A 21,060-nucleotide genomic window follows, 5' to 3' on the forward strand; every position below is an offset into this window, starting at 1 on the left:
AACAAACGTTCCTACCGGAAGGGGTGCAGTATATGTCTTTACGAATTGTTTATGGGCGTGCCGGTACCGGCAAAACCCGTTTTGTGCAGGAAGAAATCGCCTCCAGCTTAAAAGATCAAGCTGATGGGGACCCGATTTTCCTCATCGTCCCGGACCAGATGTCATTTTCTACGGAGTATCGGTTGTCTGCCGCATACGGCATGAATGGCATGATCCGTGCACAAGCCGTGACTTTTAAGCGCCTTGCCTGGCGTGTATTACAGGAGGTTGGCGGGATCAGCCGCAAGGAAATCGATACATTTGGCTACCGCATGTTAATCCGCAGCTTGCTTGAAGAACATAAGGATGAGTTTAACTTGTTCAGAAGAGCCGCAGGCAAACGGGGCTTTACTGACCAAATTGAGCAATTGATCAAAGAGTTTTCACGTTATTGCATCGATTGCGACGAACTCGGCACTATCCGCTCGTCGCTCGAGTCGGCGGGGGCCCCAAGGACGCTGCAGGACAAAGCAGCGGATTTAGAGCTCATTCTGTTGGAAATCGACCGCAGGCTTGGCAAAGTGTTCGTGGATTCGGAAGGGCACCTCGGCTTATTAAGCGAGAAGATCCGCCATTCGGAAACAATCAAGCATTCGGCTATTTATATCGATGGGTTCGTCAGCTTTACCGCACGTGAGTTCCAAATCATTGAAGAGTTGCTGAAGCACGCCAAGTCGGTGACAATCGTCTTGCCGATGGATGACACGAGCAATACAGAGGACGAACAGTCGTTATTCTACCAATCCGCCGTCACGGCAAACCGTTTGACGGAACTCGCCGCATCGGAAGGAATCGGGCTGGAACCGGAAGTATACCTGCAAGAGCCAAAACGTTTCATGAACGAGGAACTTTTGCATATCGAACGGTTCATCGAAACCTTTCCTGCCCCTTCCATCCAAGGGCAAGGAGCTGTCGAAGTAGTCGAAGCGTCCAACCGGCGCGCTGAAATCCACGAGCTTGCCCGCTCGATCCGGCAGCAGGTGATGGATGGCTGCCGCTACAACGATATAGCGGTGCTGTACCGCCAGCCCGAAGTGTATGACGAACTGATCAATACCATTTTTCCCCAATACGACATCCCTTATTTCATTAGCCAAAAAAAATCGATGCTTCATCACCCATTGATCGAATTCAGCCGTTCTGCACTCGAAGCAGTCATCGGCAATTATGCGTATGAACCGATTTTCCGTGCATTGAAGACGGATTTGTTCTTTCCGGAAGGCAATGTCAGCAAATGGCGGGAGCGGGGAGACCAACTGGAGAATTTCGTCCTGGCCAATGGCATATACGGAGACCGCTGGTTTGATGACAAGCGCTGGGTCTATAAAAAATACCGTGGGCTCGAGTTTCATTCAGGCATCCAGACAGACGAGGAATTGGCGCTTCAGATGGAATTGCAGACTGTCAGGGATGTGGTCCGCGACCCGCTTGAGCGTTTGAAAACCCGACTTGGAGACTGTGTTACCGGCCGGGACTTTGCCACAGCGTTGTTTCAATTTATCGAAGAGCTCGATGTCTATGCGAAAATCCAGCTGCTGAAAGACCGCGAGGAAGCCGCTCATCAATTGCTTGCCGCGACAGAGCACGAGCAGGCGTGGAATCAATGGGTCGGCGTGCTGGACCAATTCGTCCTGATGTTCGGGGACAAAGAACTGGATCTTCAAAGCGCAGCGCGGATTCTCGATGAAGGTTTTGAAACATTGGAGTTTTCCCGCATTCCGCCGTCGCTCGATCAAGTGACCATCGCCAAAATGGACCTGGCGCGCTTGATGGACATCCGGTCGGTCTTCATCATCGGCGCAAATGATGGCGTCTTGCCGCAGCGCATCGAACACGAAGGGCTCTTGACGGATGCGGAACGTGAGTGGTTCCAGAAAATCGGCATCGAACTCGCCCCAAGCTCACGCATGCGGTTGATGGATGAAACGTATATGGCGTATCGCTCGTTCTCTTCTGCTTCCGACCGGCTGAGCGTCTCTTACCCGATTGCAGACGAGGAAGGAAAGGCTTTATTGCCTTCTTTATACATCAGGAAAATTACCGACCTGCTTCAGATTGAACCGAAATTGGCAGCGATCGGCCCGGAAGAACTGCACGAACCCGATGCCTTGGAATACATTACGCATCCGCGCGCAACGCTTTCGCACCTGGCTGCACAAATCAGGAGCGGCGAGCTTAGTGGGCAGTGGCAGGCCGTGCTCGATTACTACCGGGAAGACCCGTTGTGGTCATCGATCATCGACCGGGTGTTCAAGCCCCTGAGCCATGCAAAAGCGGAAAAGTTATCGGAAGAGATCGCGGAATCGCTTTACGGTGCGCCGATCGCCTCGAGCGTATCGCGCATCGAGACTTACCACAGTTGCCAATTCGCCCATTATGCAGCATATGGCTTGAAACTCGAAGAACGCAGCCAATACCGTTTGGCGGCGCCGGCAATGGGGGATTTATTCCATGCCGCAATCAAATGGATTTCCGATGAAGTGATGCAACTCGGCGTTTCCTGGTCGTCGCTCAGCAAAGAACAATGCGCGGATCTCGCGAAGCGGGCGATCGAGCAATTATCCCCTTATTTCGTCAACCAGATCCTGTTGAGTTCGCATCGCTACCGGTACATCCAGTACAAACTTGAAGGCATCATCCGCCAGACGGCGTTCATGTTGAGCAAACATGCACAAGTGTCCGGCTTCGTGCCGGTCGCGCTCGAAGTAGGATTCGGCACGAAAGAAGCGATTCCGCCGCTCGACATTCCGCTCGATCGCGGGCGCAAGATGAATGTCAGGGGGCGCATTGACCGCATCGATTCGACCGATATCGGGGGCAAGCCATATTTGCGGGTCGTCGATTATAAATCTTCCAAGCAAGGCCTGGATCTCGGCGAAGTTTACCACGGACTGGCGCTCCAGACCTTCACTTATTTGGATGTGGCGCTGACCCATTCGAAGCGCTGGCTCGGGGAGCAGGCGGAACCGGCAGGGGTGCTGTATTTCCATATGCACAACCCGATGCTGAAAATGACAAAATTATTGACTGCCGAAGAACTGGAAGAAGAACTGGCGAAGTCATTCAAGATGAACGGTTTGGTCGTGGAAGATCCAGATGTCATACAGGCGATGGACGATCGGATCGACGGGTACTCGAATGTCATCCCGGTCCGCCTCAATAAAAACGGCTCGGTCTCAAAAGGGTCGTCGAAAACAGTCGAAAAAGACGACATGGAAACGATTCGCAAATTTGTCCGGAAAAAACACCAAGGGGCAGGGAATGGCATTCTGGACGGCCATACAGCCGTTTCTCCTTACCGCTTGAAAGATGACACGCCTTGCCAATTCTGTAATTTCCGTGCGGTGTGCCAATTCGACCCGAGCGATCCCGACCAGACATACCGAAAATTGCCGGTATTGAGTCCTGACCAGGCAGTGGAAAAAATACGCAAGGAGTTGAGCGCTGATGATACCGGAAAAACCGAATGATGCCACATGGACGGACGAACAATGGCAGGCGATATGGGCGAAGGGCCAGGATATGCTCGTATCGGCTGCAGCGGGTTCCGGGAAAACGGCTGTCCTCATTAACCGGATGATCGAAAAAGTGCTCGATGAACAAGACCCGGTATCCGTTGACGAGCTGCTGGTCGTCACCTTCACGAATGCGTCAGCGGCTGAAATGCGCCACCGCATGTCTGCAGCCCTAGAGCAGGCAGTCGCAGCACGGCCGGAATCCGTTCATTTGAAAAAGCAGCTGCGGCTGATCAATAAAGCACAAATTTCCACCTTGCATTCATTCTGTCTGCAAGTCGTGAAGCAATACGCCTATTTATTGGAAATCGATCCCGGATTCCGCATTGCGGGCGATACGGAAGCGGCATTGCTGCGCGATGATGTCATGGAAGCGGTGCTCGAATCCGCTTATGAAGGCGAAGGGCGCGAGAAAGTTTACAGGCTCGCGGACAGCTTCACTTCTGACCGCAGCGACCAGGCCATGGAGATCCTGCTGGGTAAATTATACGATTATTCACGTGTACACCCCGAACCGGAAGCGTGGCTTGAACAATTGCCGAAGCTCTACGATGTGCCGGAACATGCCACAATTGATGAGTTGCCATTTATGGAAGACCTGAAATTGACGATACGCCATAGTTTCGAAGCAGCGCTTGATTTGCTCGATGAAGGTTGGGAGTTAGCCACCCGTGCGGACGGCCCTCACGTACTGGAAGAGAATTTCCGGATGGACGCCACGCTGATCCGTGCCGCACTCGATGCATTGGATGAATCTTGGGCATCTCTTCATGCGTATGCACGAAACATTAAATGGGAGCGCTTGGCATCTGTGAAAAAAGATTCCTGCGACCCGCAATTGGCGGAAGAAGCGAAAGCGCGGAGAAATGAAGCGAAAAAACTCTTTAATGATGTAAAAGACGGCTATTTCACCCGTGCGCCTGAGCGCCTCCTTGAGGAAATGCGCGAAATGGCGCCGCTCATGGCAACATTGGTCGATTTGACGAAGCGTTTTGCGAAAGATTACAAAGCCTTGAAAATTGACCGCGGCCTGGTGGATTTCTCGGATTTGGAGCATTACGCTCTGGAAATTTTGAGCGACGGCGGGCAACCCTCCGCGATTGCACAGGATTACCGTGCGCGGTTCAAGGAAGTCTTGGTCGATGAATATCAAGATACGAATATGCTGCAGGAAACGATACTTGGCCTTGTGAAATCAGGGAGTGAACAAGATGGCAATTTATTCATGGTAGGGGATGTTAAACAGTCCATCTACCGTTTCCGCCTGGCCGAGCCGATGCTGTTCTTAGGAAAGTATTCCCGCTTTAGCCGGGAAGCGGACGGAACGGGGCTGCGAATCGATTTAAACGCCAATTTCAGAAGCCGCAAGGAAGTGCTCGATGGCACCAATTACATCTTTTCGCAGATCATGGGCGAGCGCGTCGGTGAAATTAGCTACGATGAAGATGCGGCATTGAAGCCAAAAGCTCCCTATCCCGACGACGATGTGCCGATCCACGTGACGCTCGTCCATGAACCGGAAACGGAAGAAGCGGAAGAAATGCCCGTTGATATGGATAAGTCACAATGGGAAGCCCGTTGGATTGCGCAAAAGATCCGACACATGATCGATGCGGGAACGCTCGTACATGATCCGTGGAGCGGAAAAGAGCGCCCGCTTGAATACCGCGATATTGTCGTGTTGATGCGGTCGATGACTTGGTCGGGTGAGTTTTCCGATGAATTCAAAATGGCTGGTGTCCCTCTCTACGCGGAGCTGAGCGGCGGGTATTTCGATGCTCTTGAAGTGATGATCATGCTCAATACATTGCGCGTCATCGATAATCCGTATCAGGATATTCCGCTTGCCGCCGTTTTGCGCGCGCCGTTTTTCGGCCTTCAGGAAAATGAGCTGGCGGCGATCCGCCTGGCCGATGCAAAAGGCACTTTTTACGATGCATTGAAAGCGTTTATCCGCATCGGCACGATGGGTGAAGCCACTCGGCTCAAGCTGGCACGCTTTACGAACAGCCTTCACACTTGGCGGGATTTGGCGCGCAGGGGCTCGTTATCGGAGTTGATTTGGAAAGTGTATTTGGATACGAATTACTACGAAATGGCGGGTGCCATGTCGAACGGCAAGCAGCGCCAAGCGAATCTGCGCGCCCTTCACGACAGAGCCCTCGAATACGAAAAAACCGCTTTTCGCGGATTGTTCCGCTTCCTGCGCTTTATCGACCGCATGCGCGAGCGCGGGGATGACCTGGGAACGGCGAAATCGTTGAGCGAAAAGGAAAATGTGGTCCGGCTCATGACCGTCCATAAATCGAAAGGCCTGGAATTTCCGGTCGTCTTTTTTGCAGGGACCGGAAGGCCGTTCAATGAAATGGATTTCCACAAACCGTATTTATTCGACCAGCAATATGGGCTAGCGGTCAAGGCCGTCAATCCCGACACACGCATCGAATACACTTCGCTCCCTTATCTTGCCGTTAAAGAGATGAAGCAATTGCAGATGAAGGCCGAAGAAATGCGCGTCTTGTATGTAGCGATGACACGTGCAAAAGAAAAGCTTTACTTGACCGCCTCGGTAAAAGACATTGACCGGTTGTTGGAAAAGTGGAAGACGGCATCAGGCGATTTGCTGTTGCCTGATTTTAAACGGTCGCGTGCAAAATCCTATTTGGATTGGATCGGCCCTGCCGTTTCCAGGCATCCTGATGCACAAGAGCTGCATGCAGGCGGAGAAGTGCTCGAGCATCATTCACGCTTCCAAATCGATATTGTTGAGACGGCTTCCTTGGAAGAGCCACAGCCTTTACTGGAAGCGCAACAAGACCGGCCGGAAGCAGAAGCCGATGCAGCACTGATCCACAGCCGGTTCGATTTTACTTATCCCTACCAGGCAACAGTCGAAAAACGTTCCAAGCAATCGGTGACGGAAATGAAGCGGCTGCAGCTATTGCAGCGTTCGGATGAGCCGGAATCTTTCATCCAGGGTTATCAGCCGAAAGCGCAAAAGAAAGCGCCTCATCGCCCGGACTTCCTGCTGGACCGCAAACTGTCAGCTGCAGATATCGGTACGGCAGTCCATACCGTCATGCAGCATTTGCCGCTTGAGCGGAAGATGGATGAAGCGGAAATCCGTCAATTTCTCGATGAGTTGACGGGACGCGAAATTCTTACAAAAGAAGAAGCGCAGGCTGTCAAAGCTGAACAAGTCGAGGCGTTCTTCCATAGTACGATCGCACAGCGCCTGATGGACGCTGAGGATGTCAGGCGGGAAGTTCCGTTCACCTATGCACGCGCTGATAAAGACGGCGACCATCAGATCGTCCAAGGGATCGTCGATTGCCTGTTCAAGGAAAAGGGTGAATGGGTCCTGCTCGATTACAAAACGGATCAAACGCGCGGGATGGGCAATGTCCAATCGGCCATGAAAGAGCGCTACTCGATTCAATTGTCAATTTACCAAGAAGCGGTGGAAGCGATTTTGCGCATTCCGATAAAACAGCGTGTCTTGTATCTGTTCGCTACAAATGAAGAAGTGGAAGTCTAGGAGGATTATTTTGAAATTACAACCGATTTCTTTACATGAACGGGTGGACGCCATCGATTTGATGAGGGGATTTTCATTGTTCGGAATCCTGCTCATCAATATGCTGGCCTTCCACACGCCTTTAACTTACATCGATCCCTATAAATGGTTCAGCAGCAATATGGATCAAACCATCTTCGCGGGCTTGGATCTTTTCGTCCAGGCAAGTTTTTATCCCTTATTCTCGATGCTGTTCGGCTATGGGCTGATGATGCAGTTTATGCGCGCCCAAGCATCTGGACAGCCATTTATGCCGGTTGCCGTCAAGCGTTTATTGGTTTTGCTGGCATTCGGGATCGCTCATGCTTTTTTGATCTGGTACGGGGATATTTTGATCACCTATGCACTCATGGGCTTGTTATTGATCGGGATGCTGCGGCTTCCGCCCGCTTGGCTTCTGGGCCTTGGGGTCTTACTGTACACGCTTCCGCATCTAATGTTCACCGTCATCATGTTTCTGGCGGTCATGGTCGACCCGAACATCTATATCGGCTATCAGGAAGCCGAGCAGTCGATAGCTGCCTATCAATCGGGCAATTTCGCTGAAATATTCAGCCGGCGCTTAACGGATTGGTATTATGTCAATAATCCGTTTAGCTTCATCATCATGACCGTCACCATTCTGCCGCTCATGATGATTGGGGCGGCCGCAGCGAAATGGCGTATGATCGAACAAGCAGCTGCCAAGAAAAAGACCTGGCTCGTGCTTACAGCCGTCTCGCTTACGGCGGGGTTGCTGTTAAAATCGACTCCGTATTTTTTCGATAAGAATTATGCCTATCAGTACGTCCAGGAAATGTTCGGCGGGCCGCTTGTTTCGATCGGTTACGCTGGAATCATTGCCTTGTTGTCGCTCAACGTGACATTCATCAAAGTCTTGTCGCCGCTGGTCAAAGCAGGAAGGATGTCGATGACCATCTATATCACGCAATCGATCATCGCGACGAGCATTTTCTATTCCTTCGGCCTGGGTTTATACGGCCAAGTGGATCTATTGACCGGCACCTTGATTGCTCTCGGTATATTCGTTGTCCAATTGATTTTTGCGGAACTGTGGTTCAGTAAATTCAACCGGGGGCCGATTGAAATGATCTGGCGCCGCTGGACGTACGGAAATAATTTTGAAAAAAGCCACAATTCAAAACGCTGAATGTGTATAATGAATGCAATCACAGAAAAGGAGTGTTTGACGAATGAAACTTCTATCGTTTCGCTTTCAAGGAGAAGAACGTTTTGGACCAAAAGTTAAAAAAGAAGAAGCCGTGTGGGATGTCCTCGCCATCCAGGAGCAGCTGGAAGTATTGCCGGAATTTCCGGATAAGCTGATTGATGGAGTGTCGCAAGGAATGGAATTTGTGGAACAGATCCGCAAATTGACGGAGGCGGCTGTCCAATCGGAAACCCCTGAGCAATTCAAACACTCTTTTTCGGAAATCGAATGGCAGGCCCCTGTCCCGAGACCTCCGAAAAACTTTATCTGCATCGGCAAGAACTATGCTGACCATGCAGAAGAAATGGGCGGGCAGGCACCAACGGAAATGGTCGTTTTCACGAAAGCGCCGAATACCGTCGCTGCCGATGAAGAAACGGTCTCTGTGCATGCAGAGGTGACCGATTCTTACGACTACGAAGGCGAACTGGCTGTCGTGATCGGCAAAGCCGGTCATAAGATCCCGAAACAGCTGGCTTACGACCATGTATTCGGCTACACCATCGCGCTCGATTTGACTGCTCGCGACCTTCAGGAAAAACACCAGCAATACTTCCTGGGGAAAAGCTTGCCAGGCTCTTGCCCGATGGGTCCGTATTTGGTGACCAAGGATGAAATCCCGCAATCGCAGAATCTGTCCCTCGTGACGAAAGTGAACGACGAAGTTCGCCAAAACGGCAATACGGAGAACATGATCCGCCGTGTGGACGAGCTGATCGCAGAAATCTCCAAATCGGTGGCACTCGAACCGGGTGATGTCATCCTGACCGGAACCCCGGCTGGCGTCGGCAAAGGATTCAATCCGCCGAAGTTCTTGAAAGCGGGCGATACGATCAAAGTATCCATCCAGTCAATCGGCACACTCGTCACACATTTGTCATAAGGAACAATCACTTCCAATTGTCCTGCATGTGGTAAACTTGAGGGGACTATATTAAATGAGGTGAGCTTTTGGGATTTTTAACTGATACAACACATCTTCACATTACCATGTGGGTAGTGGGCATCGTGCTTTTCCTCGTGGCTGCATTTATGCACCGCGACAGCAAGGGGCGTAAAATCGTCCATATGATCACGAGACTGGTTTACGTTTTGATCATCATTACCGGGCTGACACTGTTCATCGAACATTCGTCATACGATGCCATGCTTTACGGCTTGAAATTCCTATTCGGGCTATTGACCATCGGCATGATGGAAATGGTGCTCGTGCGCGGCAAGAAACAAAAGCCCGTAACTTTGTTCTGGGCATTGTTTGCAGTATTCTTGCTCGTGACTTTGTTCCTCGGCTTTAAGTTGCCTGTCGGATTTAACTTCTTGGCATAAATGGCATTGCATCCAATTGAAAGCTGCACGTTCCTTATCGGTTTTTACTGAAGGGGAACGTGCAGCTTTTTTGTGTTGTCCTCGAAATAGAAAAAATAGGGCTATTCCTCCGGGGGAATTTCACAGTTTGGACGAAACTATGCATAAACAGCGGCGCTTTCACGAATCTGACATAGCGGCAGCCAGGCGAGTTTGATAAAATAGACCGGGTGAGCATCATCTTGGCCTCATTGAAGGAGGAGTACGGACTTGAAAAGAAAAACGATGATTTGGGCGTTGGCAGCAGCATTGTTATTGCCGTCAACAGCTGGTGTGGCAGCTGAAGAGACCCGCACAATCGAAGACGAAAGCATCTACGACGTTCTCGTAGACCGCTATTTCAATAAACAGATCCAAAATGATTATGAAGTGGACTCCACTGATCCGGCATCATTCAACGGCGGTGATTTCTCAGGAATGGAAAGCGAACTTGCGCACGTCCGGGATATGGGCTTTACGGTGCTATCGGTTGGGCCAGTCTTTCAGACCGCAAGCTATGATGGGCGGCAAGTACTGGATTATAGCCAATTGGAACGCCATTTCGGAACGGCGGAAGAATTCCAGTCGCTCATCGATGAAGTGCATGAAGGCGAGATGAAAGTCATCGTCGACTTGCCAACACAACAAGTGAATGTAGATCATGTATGGGCACAGGAAAATCCTGGATGGTTTACTGAAAACGGGGACCAGACCCTTTCGCTCGATACAGGGAATGAAGAAGTCCAACAAGCCTTGATCGAAATGTTCAGCGACTTCCGCGATACATACGGAATAGACGGAGTCCGCTTGCAGGATTCAGAGGAACTGGACCCGGCATTTGTAGAAAGCTTTTCTGCTGCCATGAAAGAGCAGCAAGGGTTTTACGTGCTGGCAGATGCCGAAATGGAGCGCCAGGCTGGATTTGATGCAGTCGTGCAGGAAGGGGTAGAACAGACGCTCCGCGACAGCTATCGGAATTTTGACCAGTCCTTAGCCGATGTCCCTGAGTTGATGCAACAAACAGAAGGCCAATTGATCCGTGTTGATTCACTTGACGGTTCCCGCTTTACGTCAGACATCGTCGAATCAAGAGGCTATCCGCCGACCCGCTGGCACATGTTGTTTGCGCAATTATTGACCATGCCGGGCATCCCGGTCGTCCAGTACGGTTCTGAAACGGCGATGAACGGCGAGGCGTTGCCGGAATCGCACCAGATTTTGGATATGGCGGTCGAAAAGGAATTGATCGACTACATCACCAATTTAAACTCACTGCGCAATTCATCTGAAGCATTGCGCACGGGAGATTTGGAATTGCTTCACGAAGAAGAAGGCTGGATGGTCTATAAGCGTTCGAATGAGGAAGAAGCCTGGATCATCGCGATCAATAACGCTTCCGAAACGAAAAACTTGAGTTTGGCGCCGGAGGTCATCGGCGAAGGAATGGAACTGCGAGGGCTGTTCGAAAGCGACATTGTCCGCCCGGATGAAGACGGTCAGTACCGCCTCACATTAGACCGTGAATTGGTGGAAACTTACCACATTACGGAAAAACGAGGGCTGAATACGGCTTATATCGTCACTCTGGGGCTAATGTATTTGATTTTCATGGGCTTCTTATGGATTGTCTGGAAAAAGGGCAAGCAACGGAAAGCGGATGAAGCGGCAAAACAGAATAAGTAATCAAAAGCTGTGACAGGAAACTCCTGTCACAGCTTTTTTGCATGAAAAAAGCACCTGGCAACAGGTGCTTTCAGTAAAAATCAGCCAAACGCTTTGTAGCCGATCATATTGATGGGATCTTTCGGCGAAGAGAATGGGGGAGCGTAGCATAATTCAAGCGCCTGCAAGTCATCGATAGTCAGCCCTCCATAAATTGCTGTCGCAATCACATCGATGCGCTTGTCGACGCCTTTGCCTCCGACGCATTGTGCACCCAAAATCAGCCTCGTTTCTGGATTATAATGGACTTTCAAAGTCAGTTTTTCATGGTCCGGATAATAACCGGCGTTTGAGTTGCCGGTATGTATGACGGTTTTGGCGGTGAGCCCTTTTTCTTTGATCGCTGTTTCGGTCAATCCGGTCATCGCCGCATCCAAACCGAAAACTTTCAAGGCGGAAGTGCCGAGCAGCCCTTTTTTCGGAATCGGATTTCCGGTAATATGCTGCGCGACCAGAAAAGCCTGGCGGTGCGCTGGCCAAGCGAGAGGGACGCGTTTCGGGTCTCCTGTGATAAAATCAAAATTCTCCGATGCATCCCCAATGGCGTAGATCGCTTCATCGTCTGTCTGCATGAAATCATTGGTCCGGATGCCTCCGGTTTCACCGATGCTGAGCCCGGCCTTCTCGGCAAGTGCGGTATTCGGTTTCAAGCCGATGCTCATGACCACAAAATTGGTGTCCAAGCTTTTTCCATCGGATAACTGGACGCTTCGATCATCGATTTTTTCGATAATCGTATCGGTATGGACTTGAACGCCGTTTTTTTCCAGCTCAGCATGTAACAGCTGCGACAGGTCTTCGTCCAAAATCGATAGGATGGCGTTCGATTTATGGACGATATCGACTTCCAGTCCGAGGTGCTTAAGGTTTTCCGCCATTTCGAGGCCGATGAAGCCCGCGCCCGAAATTGTCCCATGTACGGGCTTTTCATTTTGTATATAGGATTGGATGGCTTGCATATCCCCGTAGCTGCGCAGCGTAAACACGTGGCCTTTCTCTGCGCCTTCAATATCCGGCATGATGGCGCTGCCGCCGGGAGACAAAATCAATGCATCATAGGAATCGTGGAACTCGTCGCCGGTCTTTACGTTGCGGACACGCACTTTTTTCGCAGAACGGAGAATTTCCACAACTTCGTGTTCGAGCCTGACGTCGATATCGCGTTTTTGCTGGAACTGTTCCGGGTCGGCCATCAGGATCGAAGTTTCATCTTCAATGACCTCACCGATTACATACGGCGTCCCGCATGCCGCATAGGACATTGTCGAATCCCGGTCGTATACCGTTATGCTCATTTCCTTGTCGTAGAACCGGAGTTGGCCCGCTGCAGTTGCACCGCCGCCTACCGCGCCGACTATAATCACTTTTTTCATTAACAGCCCACTCCTCAATCGGTTTTATTAAAGAAGAACAAAGCAAGCGTCCCGGGGCCTGTATGGGCACCGATTACGGAACCGACCATATGGATTTCGATGTCTTTTGGGTTGTAGGCAGCTTCGATTTCGTCTTTTAATGCCGTAGCGAATTCAAGATCATCGGCATGGCTGATGGCCATCACTTGCTGGTCCAAATTGCTTCCACGCTCTTTCATCAGCTCGATCATCCGCTTGATGACTTTTTTGCGGCCACGCAATTTTTCGATCGGCACGAGCTTTCCATCTTCGACGTGAAGAAGCGGCTTGATGTTCAGTAGGCCGCCGACAAACGCGCTGCTTTTTGAAATGCGGCCTCCTTTTGCCATATAATCCAAATCTTCTACTGTAAATAGGCTTTCGAGCTGATTGGCCTTGCCTTGGACTTTCTGGACGATACTAGCCAACTCTTCGCCAGCATTGCGCAATTTCACCGCTTCCTTCACAAGCAGGCCATAGCCGAGTGAAGCGGCTTTGGAGTCGACAATCGTCAAGTCCAAATTCGGGTATTCTTCCCGTACTTGGTCCGCCACCATGACAGCCGTGGCATACGTTCCCGACAATTCGGAGGAAAAGGCGATGTAGAATCCTTGTTCCCCGTCTTTTGCCAGTTGTTCGAACGCCTTCAGCATTTCTTCTGGAGAAGCTTGAGAGGTTTTAGGATGAATGCCGGAGCGGATAGCATCATAGACTTTCATGGAATCGATAGTCCGGATATCTTCGTACTCAGCATCTCCGATATGGACACGCAAAGGGAACAGGACGACCTGTTCCTGCTCAAAAAAATCTTTCGGTAAATCAGATGCGCTATCTGCAAATAATCTCATGGGTCTTCCTCCTTTAGAGTTTCAGTTTCAAACGGTCCATCAGCAGTTCGGCGATGCCGTCCTCGTTATTATTCAAAGTGATTTCGTTGGCGATGTTTTTCAACGGCTCGATGGCATTGCCCATAGCGACGCCGACGCCTGCAAACTCCAACATTTCGAGATCATTGTCTTCATCGCCAAATGCGATAATATGCTCTTTTGCGATGCCCAGCGATTTTGAAACGCGGTCGATTCCGACAGCTTTGTTCATGCCCGAGCGGACGATTTCAATAACATGCCACGGCGCGCCCCAGCGGCGATGGTCGATGACTTCCGCATGCACTTCCGAAAGGTGCTCGTGGATGGCGTGGACTTTTTCATAAGGTGCATGGATGAGCATCGAAGTGGGATCGGTCTTCAAGTAATTGCGCAAGTCGCCTGTGGTGATACTCGGATCGCCAAAGCTGAAGATGTCCATCAATTTCTCATCGTGGTGGTGGACATAGACATCGTCCAGCACTTCCGCGACGATGTTATGGAAATCGAAATTATGCATCGATTCGACGACTTCGTGGACGACATCCAATCCGATCGGGGTATGATGCAGTCCCCAGCGTTCGTCGTTCGGATGGTGGACAAAAGCCCCGTTGAAATTGACAATTGGCGTATTGAGGGCGAGCTCGCGGTAATAGATTTCACTTGCGCGGTATGGCCGTCCTGTTGCAATCATGACCTGGTGGCCTGCTTCCTTAGCTTTACCCAATATTGATTTGGTTTTGTGTGAAATGACTTTTTGGTCGGTCAATAAAGTTCCGTCCAAGTCGAGTACGATTAAATGTTGTTTCATATAAAAATCCGGCTCCCTTCTATCTATCTTCAGTTTAGCGATAATAGAGGCTATCCGTCAAAAAAACCTGACGGCAATGCCGGAATTTGCGGGAACGGAAAAAAATTGGTAGGATTTAGGGTGAGGAGTGAAACGCATGAAAGTAGCCAACGAATTATGGGGACATATCCCGATTTTACATATAACACCTGAAGGCCACGCGGGCGGCCCGCTGCCGACCGTAATTTTTCTCCATGGGCATACGAGTGCCAAAGAGCATAATTTGCATTATGCTTGGCAATGGGCGCAAAAAGGCCTCCGTGTCATTTTACCGGATGCATTGCTTCACGGGGAGCGGGATCAGTCACTCGATGAAGTCCAGATCAGTTTACGTTTTTGGGAGATTGTTTTGACGTCCATCGAAGAACTCGGATTTTTGCATGCTGAATTGCATAAGCGCCAATTGACTAGCGGGGAACCGGCTGTCGGAGGCACATCGATGGGTGGCATCACGACGCTCGGTGCATTGACGGCCCATCCGTGGATCAAAGCGGCAGCCGTCATGATGGGTTCCGGAAATTACGTGGAGCTCGCGAAAGCCCAAATGCGGCAATACGAATCACGCGGTTTCGATTTGCCGCTCACCGAAGAAGAACGCGAAGGCATGCTTCAGGCCCTATCGCGTTTTGATATCAGTTTAAACCGCCAGGCATTTGACGGGCGCCCGGTCTTTTTCTGGCATGGCGTGAAAGACCCGACCGTTCCTTTTGAACCAACCAACCGGCTTTTCCATGCACTGCAACAGGATTATGCCGCTTATCCCGAGCGCTTGGCATTTATGAAAGAAACAGAAGCTGCGCACGCGGTCAGCCGCAAAGGGATGCTATCTGTGACTGCCTGGATCGCCGACCGTTTATGCGAATAAGCAAGTCGATTTCATTTCACTGTGATGTTTGGTAAGATAGGCATTAACAGGAAAAGGAGGGATTCCGAATGGATCAAGAAACAAAAGATTACCTATTAGGCGCACTCGAAAATGTCATCGACCCGGAACTAGGTGTTGATATTGTCAATTTGGGCCTTGTATATGATGTGGAATTATCCGAAGATGGGTTTTGCGTGGTCACTATGACACTCACTTCGATGGGATGCCCAATGGGGCCGCAAATCGTCCAGATGGTCAAAACATCTTTGTATGAATTGCCGGAAGTTGAGGAAGTCGATGTAAAAATCGTCTGGCAGCCTGTCTGGAGCAAAGACCATATGTCGCGCTATGCCAAAATGGCACTCGGCGTTCGTTAAAAAAACAGCAAAAAGCTGCAAGGAAGAAATTCCTTGCAGCTTTTTTTAATGAGCATTTCCATTGCAAAAGGAGCGGGGCAATCATATAATCAAATTAGTCAAAGATGGTCAAATTAATCAAGGGAGCGTGATTTGATTGGTTCAATTCCAAAACCCAAACGAAGAACAAAAATCGCCATTGGAACAATTCGGCCGCAATTTGGTTGAACAAGCACAGTCCGGAAAGATGGATCCGGTCATCGGGCGCGATCAGGAAATCCGCAATGTCATCCGGATACTATCCAGAAAGACAAAGAATAATCCGGTACTGATCGGAGAACCGGGTGTCGGGAAGACGGCAATTGTGGAAGGCTTGGCGCAGCGCATCGTCCGCAACGATGTGCCGGAAGGCTTGAAGGATCGCGTCATCTATGAACTCGATATGAGTGCGCTGATTGCCGGCGCAAAATACCGGGGGGAATTCGAGGAACGGCTGAAAAGCGTATTAAAGCAAGTGAAAGACAGCGAAGGGCAGATCATCCTGTTTATCGACGAGATCCATACGATCGTCGGCGCAGGTAAAACGGAAGGCGCGATGGACGCCGGAAATATGCTCAAACCGATGCTTGCGCGCGGAGAGCTGTATTGCATCGGAGCCACCACGCTCGATGAATACCGCATGCACATCGAAAAAGACGCAGCGCTTGAGCGGCGCTTCCAACAAGTGATGGTGCGCGAGCCATCTGTCGAAGATGCGGTATCGATTCTCCGCGGGTTGAAAGAGCGTTTCGAGCTTCACCACGGGGTACGCATCCATGACCGGGCGATCGTTGCAGCCGCGACGATGTCTGACCGCTATATCACAGAACGATTCCTTCCGGACAAGGCAATCGACTTGATCGATGAAGCGTGTGCGATGATCCGGACAGAAATCGACTCCATGCCACAGGAACTGGATGAAGTGACGCGGCGCCTCATGCAGCTCGAAATTGAAGAGCAGGCGCTTCGAAAAGAAAAAGACGAAGCGAGCAAAACACGCCTCGCTGCGCTGCGCGAAGAGATTGAAGCGCTGAAGTCTTCTTCTGAAGGCATGCAGCAGCAATGGAACGAAGAAAAGCAATCGCTTCAGAAAATCCAGGCCAAGCGCGAACAATTGGATCAATACCGTCGCCAGTTGGAAGATGCCGAAAATAAGTATGACTTGAATACTGCCGCGATGCTGCGCCACGGGAAAATTCCAGAGCTTGAAAAAGAGCTGAGTGCAATGGAAGTGGAACTTGCCGGGGATGGCGGCGAGCGTTTGCTTCGCGAAGAAGTGACTGAAGAAGAAATTGCCAGTATTGTCGCCCGCTGGACGGGCATCCCGGTTACGAAATTGGTCGAAGGGGAACGTGAAAAACTTTTGCGCCTCGGCGATACGCTGAAAGAGCGCGTCATCGGGCAAGACAGAGCCGTCGAACTCGTGACAGAAGCCGTATGGCGTGCACGGGCGGGCATTAAGGACGAACAAAAACCGATTGGCTCGTTTATTTTCCTCGGGCCGACCGGTGTCGGGAAAACGGAGCTTGCGAAAGCGCTGGCAGCGAACTTATTCGATTCGGAAGACCATTTCATCCGCATCGATATGTCTGAGTATATGGAAAAGCACAGCGTATCGCGGCTGGTCGGCGCGCCTCCAGGGTATATCGGCTACGAGGAAGGCGGCCAATTGACAGAAGCGGTCCGCCGCAACCCATATTCCGTCGTCCTGTTGGATGAAATCGAGAAAGCCCATCCAGATGTCGCCAATATCTTGCTGCAGATCCTGGACGACGGGCGCATCACCGACAGCCAAGGGCGACTGGTGAACTTCTCGAATACGGTCGTCATCATGACATCGAATATCGGTTCCCAGCACATCGGCGAAAAAAGCGATGATCACGACATGGAAGATATCGTCATGATGGAGCTGCGCAAGCATTTCCGTCCCGAATTGTTGAACCGCATCGACGATATCGTCATTTTCCATTCATTGTCCAATAAACATTTCTATGGCATCGCCAAGAAAATGATCGGCGAACTGGCTGCCCGGATGAAACAACAGCAAATTTCCTTGGAAGTCGAAGATTCGGTCATCGACTATATCATTGAAGCAGGAACCGACCCGGTGTTTGGCGCGCGCCCGCTGAAACGCTTTATCCAGCGTGAAATCGAGACGCGCATCGCCAAGGAATTGATCAAGGGGGATTTCACTCCAGGGTCTACGTTGAAAGTCTCGATGGACGCCAACAAACAATTGCTTATCACTGTATAAGGAGAGCCGCATTTCACTGAAATGCGGCTTTTCAAATTGTTGAAGAAGTCTAATAGCCATTGATGAATTAAAGAGGTTCATCTTTTCGACATTCAAAATTAATGATCTATCTAAGTATTTGGAGAAGTGTTCGCTCGTAAATCCTTCTGCTCAATAAGTGGATCAGCGAGACGACCGAAATCCCGCAAGAAGTGAATGGGCGAAGCCTAGCTGAGCACAAAGGTTTCGAGCGGCTGAGGAGGCTTGGGCGCGAGCCCACGGAGTCATACGATAAGCTTTGGAAAATACGACTTTCGACCTTGCTTTTATGTAAACCGCCAGATTCAGCCAAAAAAAAAAACGGAAGCCACTCGGGCTTCCGTTTTTTATCGTTATTAATATTCTTTCGCTGCTTCTTTTGGGATGATGGCATCCATCACGATGACCAATACAGTCACTGCCACTGCCATGAAGATACCGATCATGAAGTCGAATGGCACGTTTTGCACGGCGCTTACTACGTAGTTCAGCATTGAAATAATAAGGACAGACCAGAAAAGTGTTCCGATATATTGCATCTGTTTTCACCTCTATATATAGAATAACTAGCCTTATCATAGCATAAGGAAGCCTTTTCAGAAAGAAAGTTTCGCGCCTTTCGAAAGTTTTTGTCAGAAATATGGCGGCAACTTGAAATCGAAGAGAAAAGGGCGTATTATTAACACCAGGTACTAATAATTGATGTTAATTGAAATGAGGGACATAGATATGAATGCTGGAATCATCGGTACCGGCAGATGCCTACCGGAAGATAAATTGACCAACTTTGATTTAGAGCAGCGCATGGACACCTCGGATGAATGGATCCGGACCATGACCGGGATTGAAGAGCGCCGGATCGCAAACGATGAACAAGATACATCGGATATGGCACGGGTCGCGGCACAAAAGGCGATTGCGTCTGCTGGCATCGATCCAGCAGACATCGGATTGATCCTGGTGGCGACAGTTACACCCGACCGCCCATTTCCGTCTGTCGCGTGTGATATTCAGCAACAGATCGGTGCGGTGAATGCGGCAGCTATGGATATTTCTGCGGCATGTGCGGGATTCATGTACGGCGTCATTACAGCAAAACAATTTGTCGAATCGGATACCTATCGATACGTCCTAGTAGTTGGTGTTGAGAAGCTCTCAAAAATCACCAATTGGGAAGACCGGAATACAGCCGTCTTGTTCGGCGACGGTGCTGGCGCTGCTGTGATCGGCAAAGTGTCGGAAGGCCGTGGGATTCTATCGTTCGAACTCGGGGCGGATGGCTCAGGCGGAGAACATTTGTATCAAGACAAGCATTTGGTGATGAATGGCCGTGAAGTATTCAAATTCGCGGTGCGCCAAATGGGCGAATCCGCCATCAGTGTCATTGAAAAAGCCGGACTGGACAAAGAAGATGTCGATTTTCTCATACCGCATCAGGCGAATATCCGGATCATGGAATCCTCCCGGGCCCGTCTGGATTTGCCAATAGAGAAAATGTCAAAGACCATACAAAAATACGGAAACACTTCAGCTGCGTCGATTCCGATTTCCTTGGTGGAAGATTTAGAGGAAGGCCGTATCAAAGACGATGATGTCGTTGTCATGGTCGGCTTCGGGGGCGGATTGACATGGGGTGCAATTGCCATGAAGTGGGGGAAATAATTGGATATGCGAAAGGAAGTAAAAGAAATGGAAAATCGTCGTGTAGTCATTACAGGTATCGGTGCCGTAACACCGCTTGGAAATAATGCAGAATCTACGTGGGAAGCGGTGAAGGCTGGCCGCTCAGGCGTCGGCCCGTTGATGCGCATCGACGCGGATCAATACCCTGCAAAAGTTGCCGCTGAACTAAAAGATTTTTCAATTGAAGATTATATCGAGCGCAAAGAAGCGCGCAAGATGGATCGCTTCACCCATTACGCACTTGCATCATCCATCATGGCCATGAAAGATGCAGCGCTGGAGCTGGATGAAAAGACCGCTCTTCGCACAGGTGTCTGGATCGGGTCTGGAATCGGCGGGATGGAAACGATTGAAAACCAGATGGACGTATTGAACTCCCGAGGCGTTCGCCGCATCAGCCCGTTCTTCGTGCCGATGATCATTCCGGACATGGCATCTGGACAAGTGTCGATCCATTTCGGCGCAAAAGCGATCAATTCCTGCTCGGTGACAGCATGTGCATCCGGCACCAACTCGATCGGCGATGCCTTTAAAGTCATCCAGCGCGGCGATGCCGATGTCATGATTTCGGGCGGCGCGGAAGCCCCGATCACGCGCTTGTCCGTGGCTGGCTTTACGGCGAATACGGCATTGACGACAAATGAAGATGCATCAACTGCATCACGCCCATTCGATAAAAACCGCGATGGTTTCGTCATCGGTGAAGGGGCTGGAATTGTCATCCTTGAAGAATATGAACATGCAAAAGCTCGCGGTGCGAAAATCTACGCAGAACTCGTCGGCTACGGTTCGACAGGCGACGCGCATCATATTACAGCTCCAGCCCCAGGCGGTGAAGGGGCAGCTCGTGCCATGCAGCAGGCTATTGAAGATGCAGGCATCGAAAAAACGGATGTCGGCTATATCAACGCCCATGGAACAAGCACACCGTACAACGATTTGTTCGAGACAATGGCAGTCAAAACCGTGTTTGGCGACCATGCCTACAAACTTGGCATGAGCTCGACAAAATCAATGACCGGGCATCTGCTTGGCGCTGCTGGCGGTATCGAAGCGATCTTTACGGCATTAGCTTTGAAAGAAGGCGTCATGCCGCCGACGATCAATTACGAAACTCCAGACGAGGAATTGGATTTGGATTATGTGGCGAATGAAGCTAGAACTGCGGAATTCTCGTATGCGATGAGTAATTCACTTGGTTTTGGCGGACATAACGCTTCACTCGTATTGAAAAAAGTTTAAGACTTATTGGAAAGCTCCCGATGCCGGGAGCTTTTTTTATTATCCATTTCTTATAATGGTAAAAATATGCAATTGGTGATTGGTGGCAGAAA

15 protein-coding genes are annotated in these 21,060 nt (G+C 50.3%); 11 read left to right on the forward strand and 4 right to left on the reverse strand.

Annotated features, from left to right (window positions below; all coding sequences use genetic code 11):
- Positions 1-32: 32 nt before the first annotated feature.
- From addB to AB9R92_RS14560, 6 genes are all read left to right on the forward strand, one after another.
- Positions 33-3,509, forward strand: coding sequence for a helicase-exonuclease AddAB subunit AddB (gene addB / locus AB9R92_RS14535; protein ID WP_370670175.1), 3,477 nt, complete (start codon positions 33-35; stop codon positions 3,507-3,509).
- Entirely contained in the window at positions 3,487-7,092 is a 3,606-nt protein-coding gene (addA, locus tag AB9R92_RS14540; protein ID WP_370670176.1) for a helicase-exonuclease AddAB subunit AddA, read from the forward strand. Before addB ends, addA begins: the two co-directional genes overlap by 23 nt.
- Before the next feature lie 10 nt (positions 7,093-7,102).
- Positions 7,103-8,281 (forward strand): DUF418 domain-containing protein, encoded by a 1,179-nt coding sequence (locus AB9R92_RS14545; RefSeq protein WP_370670177.1) that lies wholly within the window; start codon positions 7,103-7,105, stop codon positions 8,279-8,281.
- Positions 8,282-8,324: 43 nt separating this feature from the next.
- On the forward strand, positions 8,325-9,224 hold the full coding sequence (locus tag AB9R92_RS14550) for a fumarylacetoacetate hydrolase family protein (RefSeq protein ID WP_370670178.1): 900 nt from the start codon (positions 8,325-8,327) through the stop codon (positions 9,222-9,224).
- A gap of 68 nt (positions 9,225-9,292) precedes the next feature.
- Complete coding sequence (locus tag AB9R92_RS14555) at positions 9,293-9,667, forward strand: YisL family protein (RefSeq protein WP_370670179.1); 375 nt, start codon at positions 9,293-9,295, stop codon at positions 9,665-9,667.
- 249 nt (positions 9,668-9,916) lie between these two features.
- Entirely contained in the window at positions 9,917-11,368 is a 1,452-nt protein-coding gene (locus AB9R92_RS14560) for an alpha-amylase family glycosyl hydrolase (protein WP_370670180.1), read from the forward strand.
- Positions 11,369-11,448: 80 nt separating this feature from the next.
- On the opposite strand, the gene AB9R92_RS14565 is transcribed toward AB9R92_RS14560, so the two are convergent.
- From AB9R92_RS14565 to AB9R92_RS14575, 3 genes are read right to left on the reverse strand one after another with little or no spacing between them, the layout of a single operon-like run.
- Entirely contained in the window at positions 11,449-12,780 is a 1,332-nt protein-coding gene (locus tag AB9R92_RS14565) for a CoA-disulfide reductase (protein WP_370670181.1), read from the reverse strand.
- Positions 12,781-12,794: 14 nt separating this feature from the next.
- A complete protein-coding gene (locus AB9R92_RS14570; protein WP_370670182.1) occupies positions 12,795-13,646 on the reverse strand; it encodes a DegV family protein in 852 nt (283 codons plus the stop codon).
- A 13-nt stretch (positions 13,647-13,659) separates the two neighbouring features.
- A complete protein-coding gene (locus AB9R92_RS14575) occupies positions 13,660-14,472 on the reverse strand; it encodes a Cof-type HAD-IIB family hydrolase (protein WP_370670183.1) in 813 nt (270 codons plus the stop codon).
- A gap of 136 nt (positions 14,473-14,608) precedes the next feature.
- Between AB9R92_RS14575 and AB9R92_RS14580 the strand changes: the two genes are divergently transcribed.
- The 3 genes from AB9R92_RS14580 (at position 14,609) to AB9R92_RS14590 (ending at position 18,025) form a co-directional block, all read left to right on the forward strand.
- Positions 14,609-15,376, forward strand: a complete 768-nt coding sequence (locus AB9R92_RS14580) for a prolyl oligopeptidase family serine peptidase (RefSeq protein WP_370670184.1) — start codon at positions 14,609-14,611, stop codon at positions 15,374-15,376.
- A gap of 68 nt (positions 15,377-15,444) precedes the next feature.
- Complete coding sequence (locus AB9R92_RS14585; RefSeq protein WP_058383381.1) at positions 15,445-15,753, forward strand: metal-sulfur cluster assembly factor; 309 nt, start codon at positions 15,445-15,447, stop codon at positions 15,751-15,753.
- Between the two features lie 136 nt (positions 15,754-15,889).
- Complete coding sequence (locus AB9R92_RS14590) at positions 15,890-18,025, forward strand: ATP-dependent Clp protease ATP-binding subunit (protein WP_370670185.1); 2,136 nt, start codon at positions 15,890-15,892, stop codon at positions 18,023-18,025.
- Positions 18,026-18,399: 374 nt separating this feature from the next.
- On the opposite strand, the gene AB9R92_RS14595 is transcribed toward AB9R92_RS14590, so the two are convergent.
- Entirely contained in the window at positions 18,400-18,582 is a 183-nt protein-coding gene (locus tag AB9R92_RS14595; RefSeq protein WP_370670186.1) for a YjzD family protein, read from the reverse strand.
- A 190-nt stretch (positions 18,583-18,772) separates the two neighbouring features.
- Between AB9R92_RS14595 and AB9R92_RS14600 the strand changes: the two genes are divergently transcribed.
- Both AB9R92_RS14600 and fabF read left to right on the forward strand, forming a co-directional pair.
- Positions 18,773-19,705 (forward strand): beta-ketoacyl-ACP synthase III, encoded by a 933-nt coding sequence (locus AB9R92_RS14600; RefSeq protein WP_370670187.1) that lies wholly within the window; start codon positions 18,773-18,775, stop codon positions 19,703-19,705.
- 27 nt (positions 19,706-19,732) lie between these two features.
- Complete coding sequence (gene fabF / locus AB9R92_RS14605) at positions 19,733-20,968, forward strand: beta-ketoacyl-ACP synthase II (protein WP_370670188.1); 1,236 nt, start codon at positions 19,733-19,735, stop codon at positions 20,966-20,968.
- The last annotated feature ends 92 nt before the right edge of the window (positions 20,969-21,060 follow it).

It is taken from the genome of Planococcus sp. SSTMD024 (assembly GCF_041320495.1).
In the GTDB taxonomy this organism is placed as follows: domain Bacteria; phylum Bacillota; class Bacilli; order Bacillales_A; family Planococcaceae; genus Planococcus.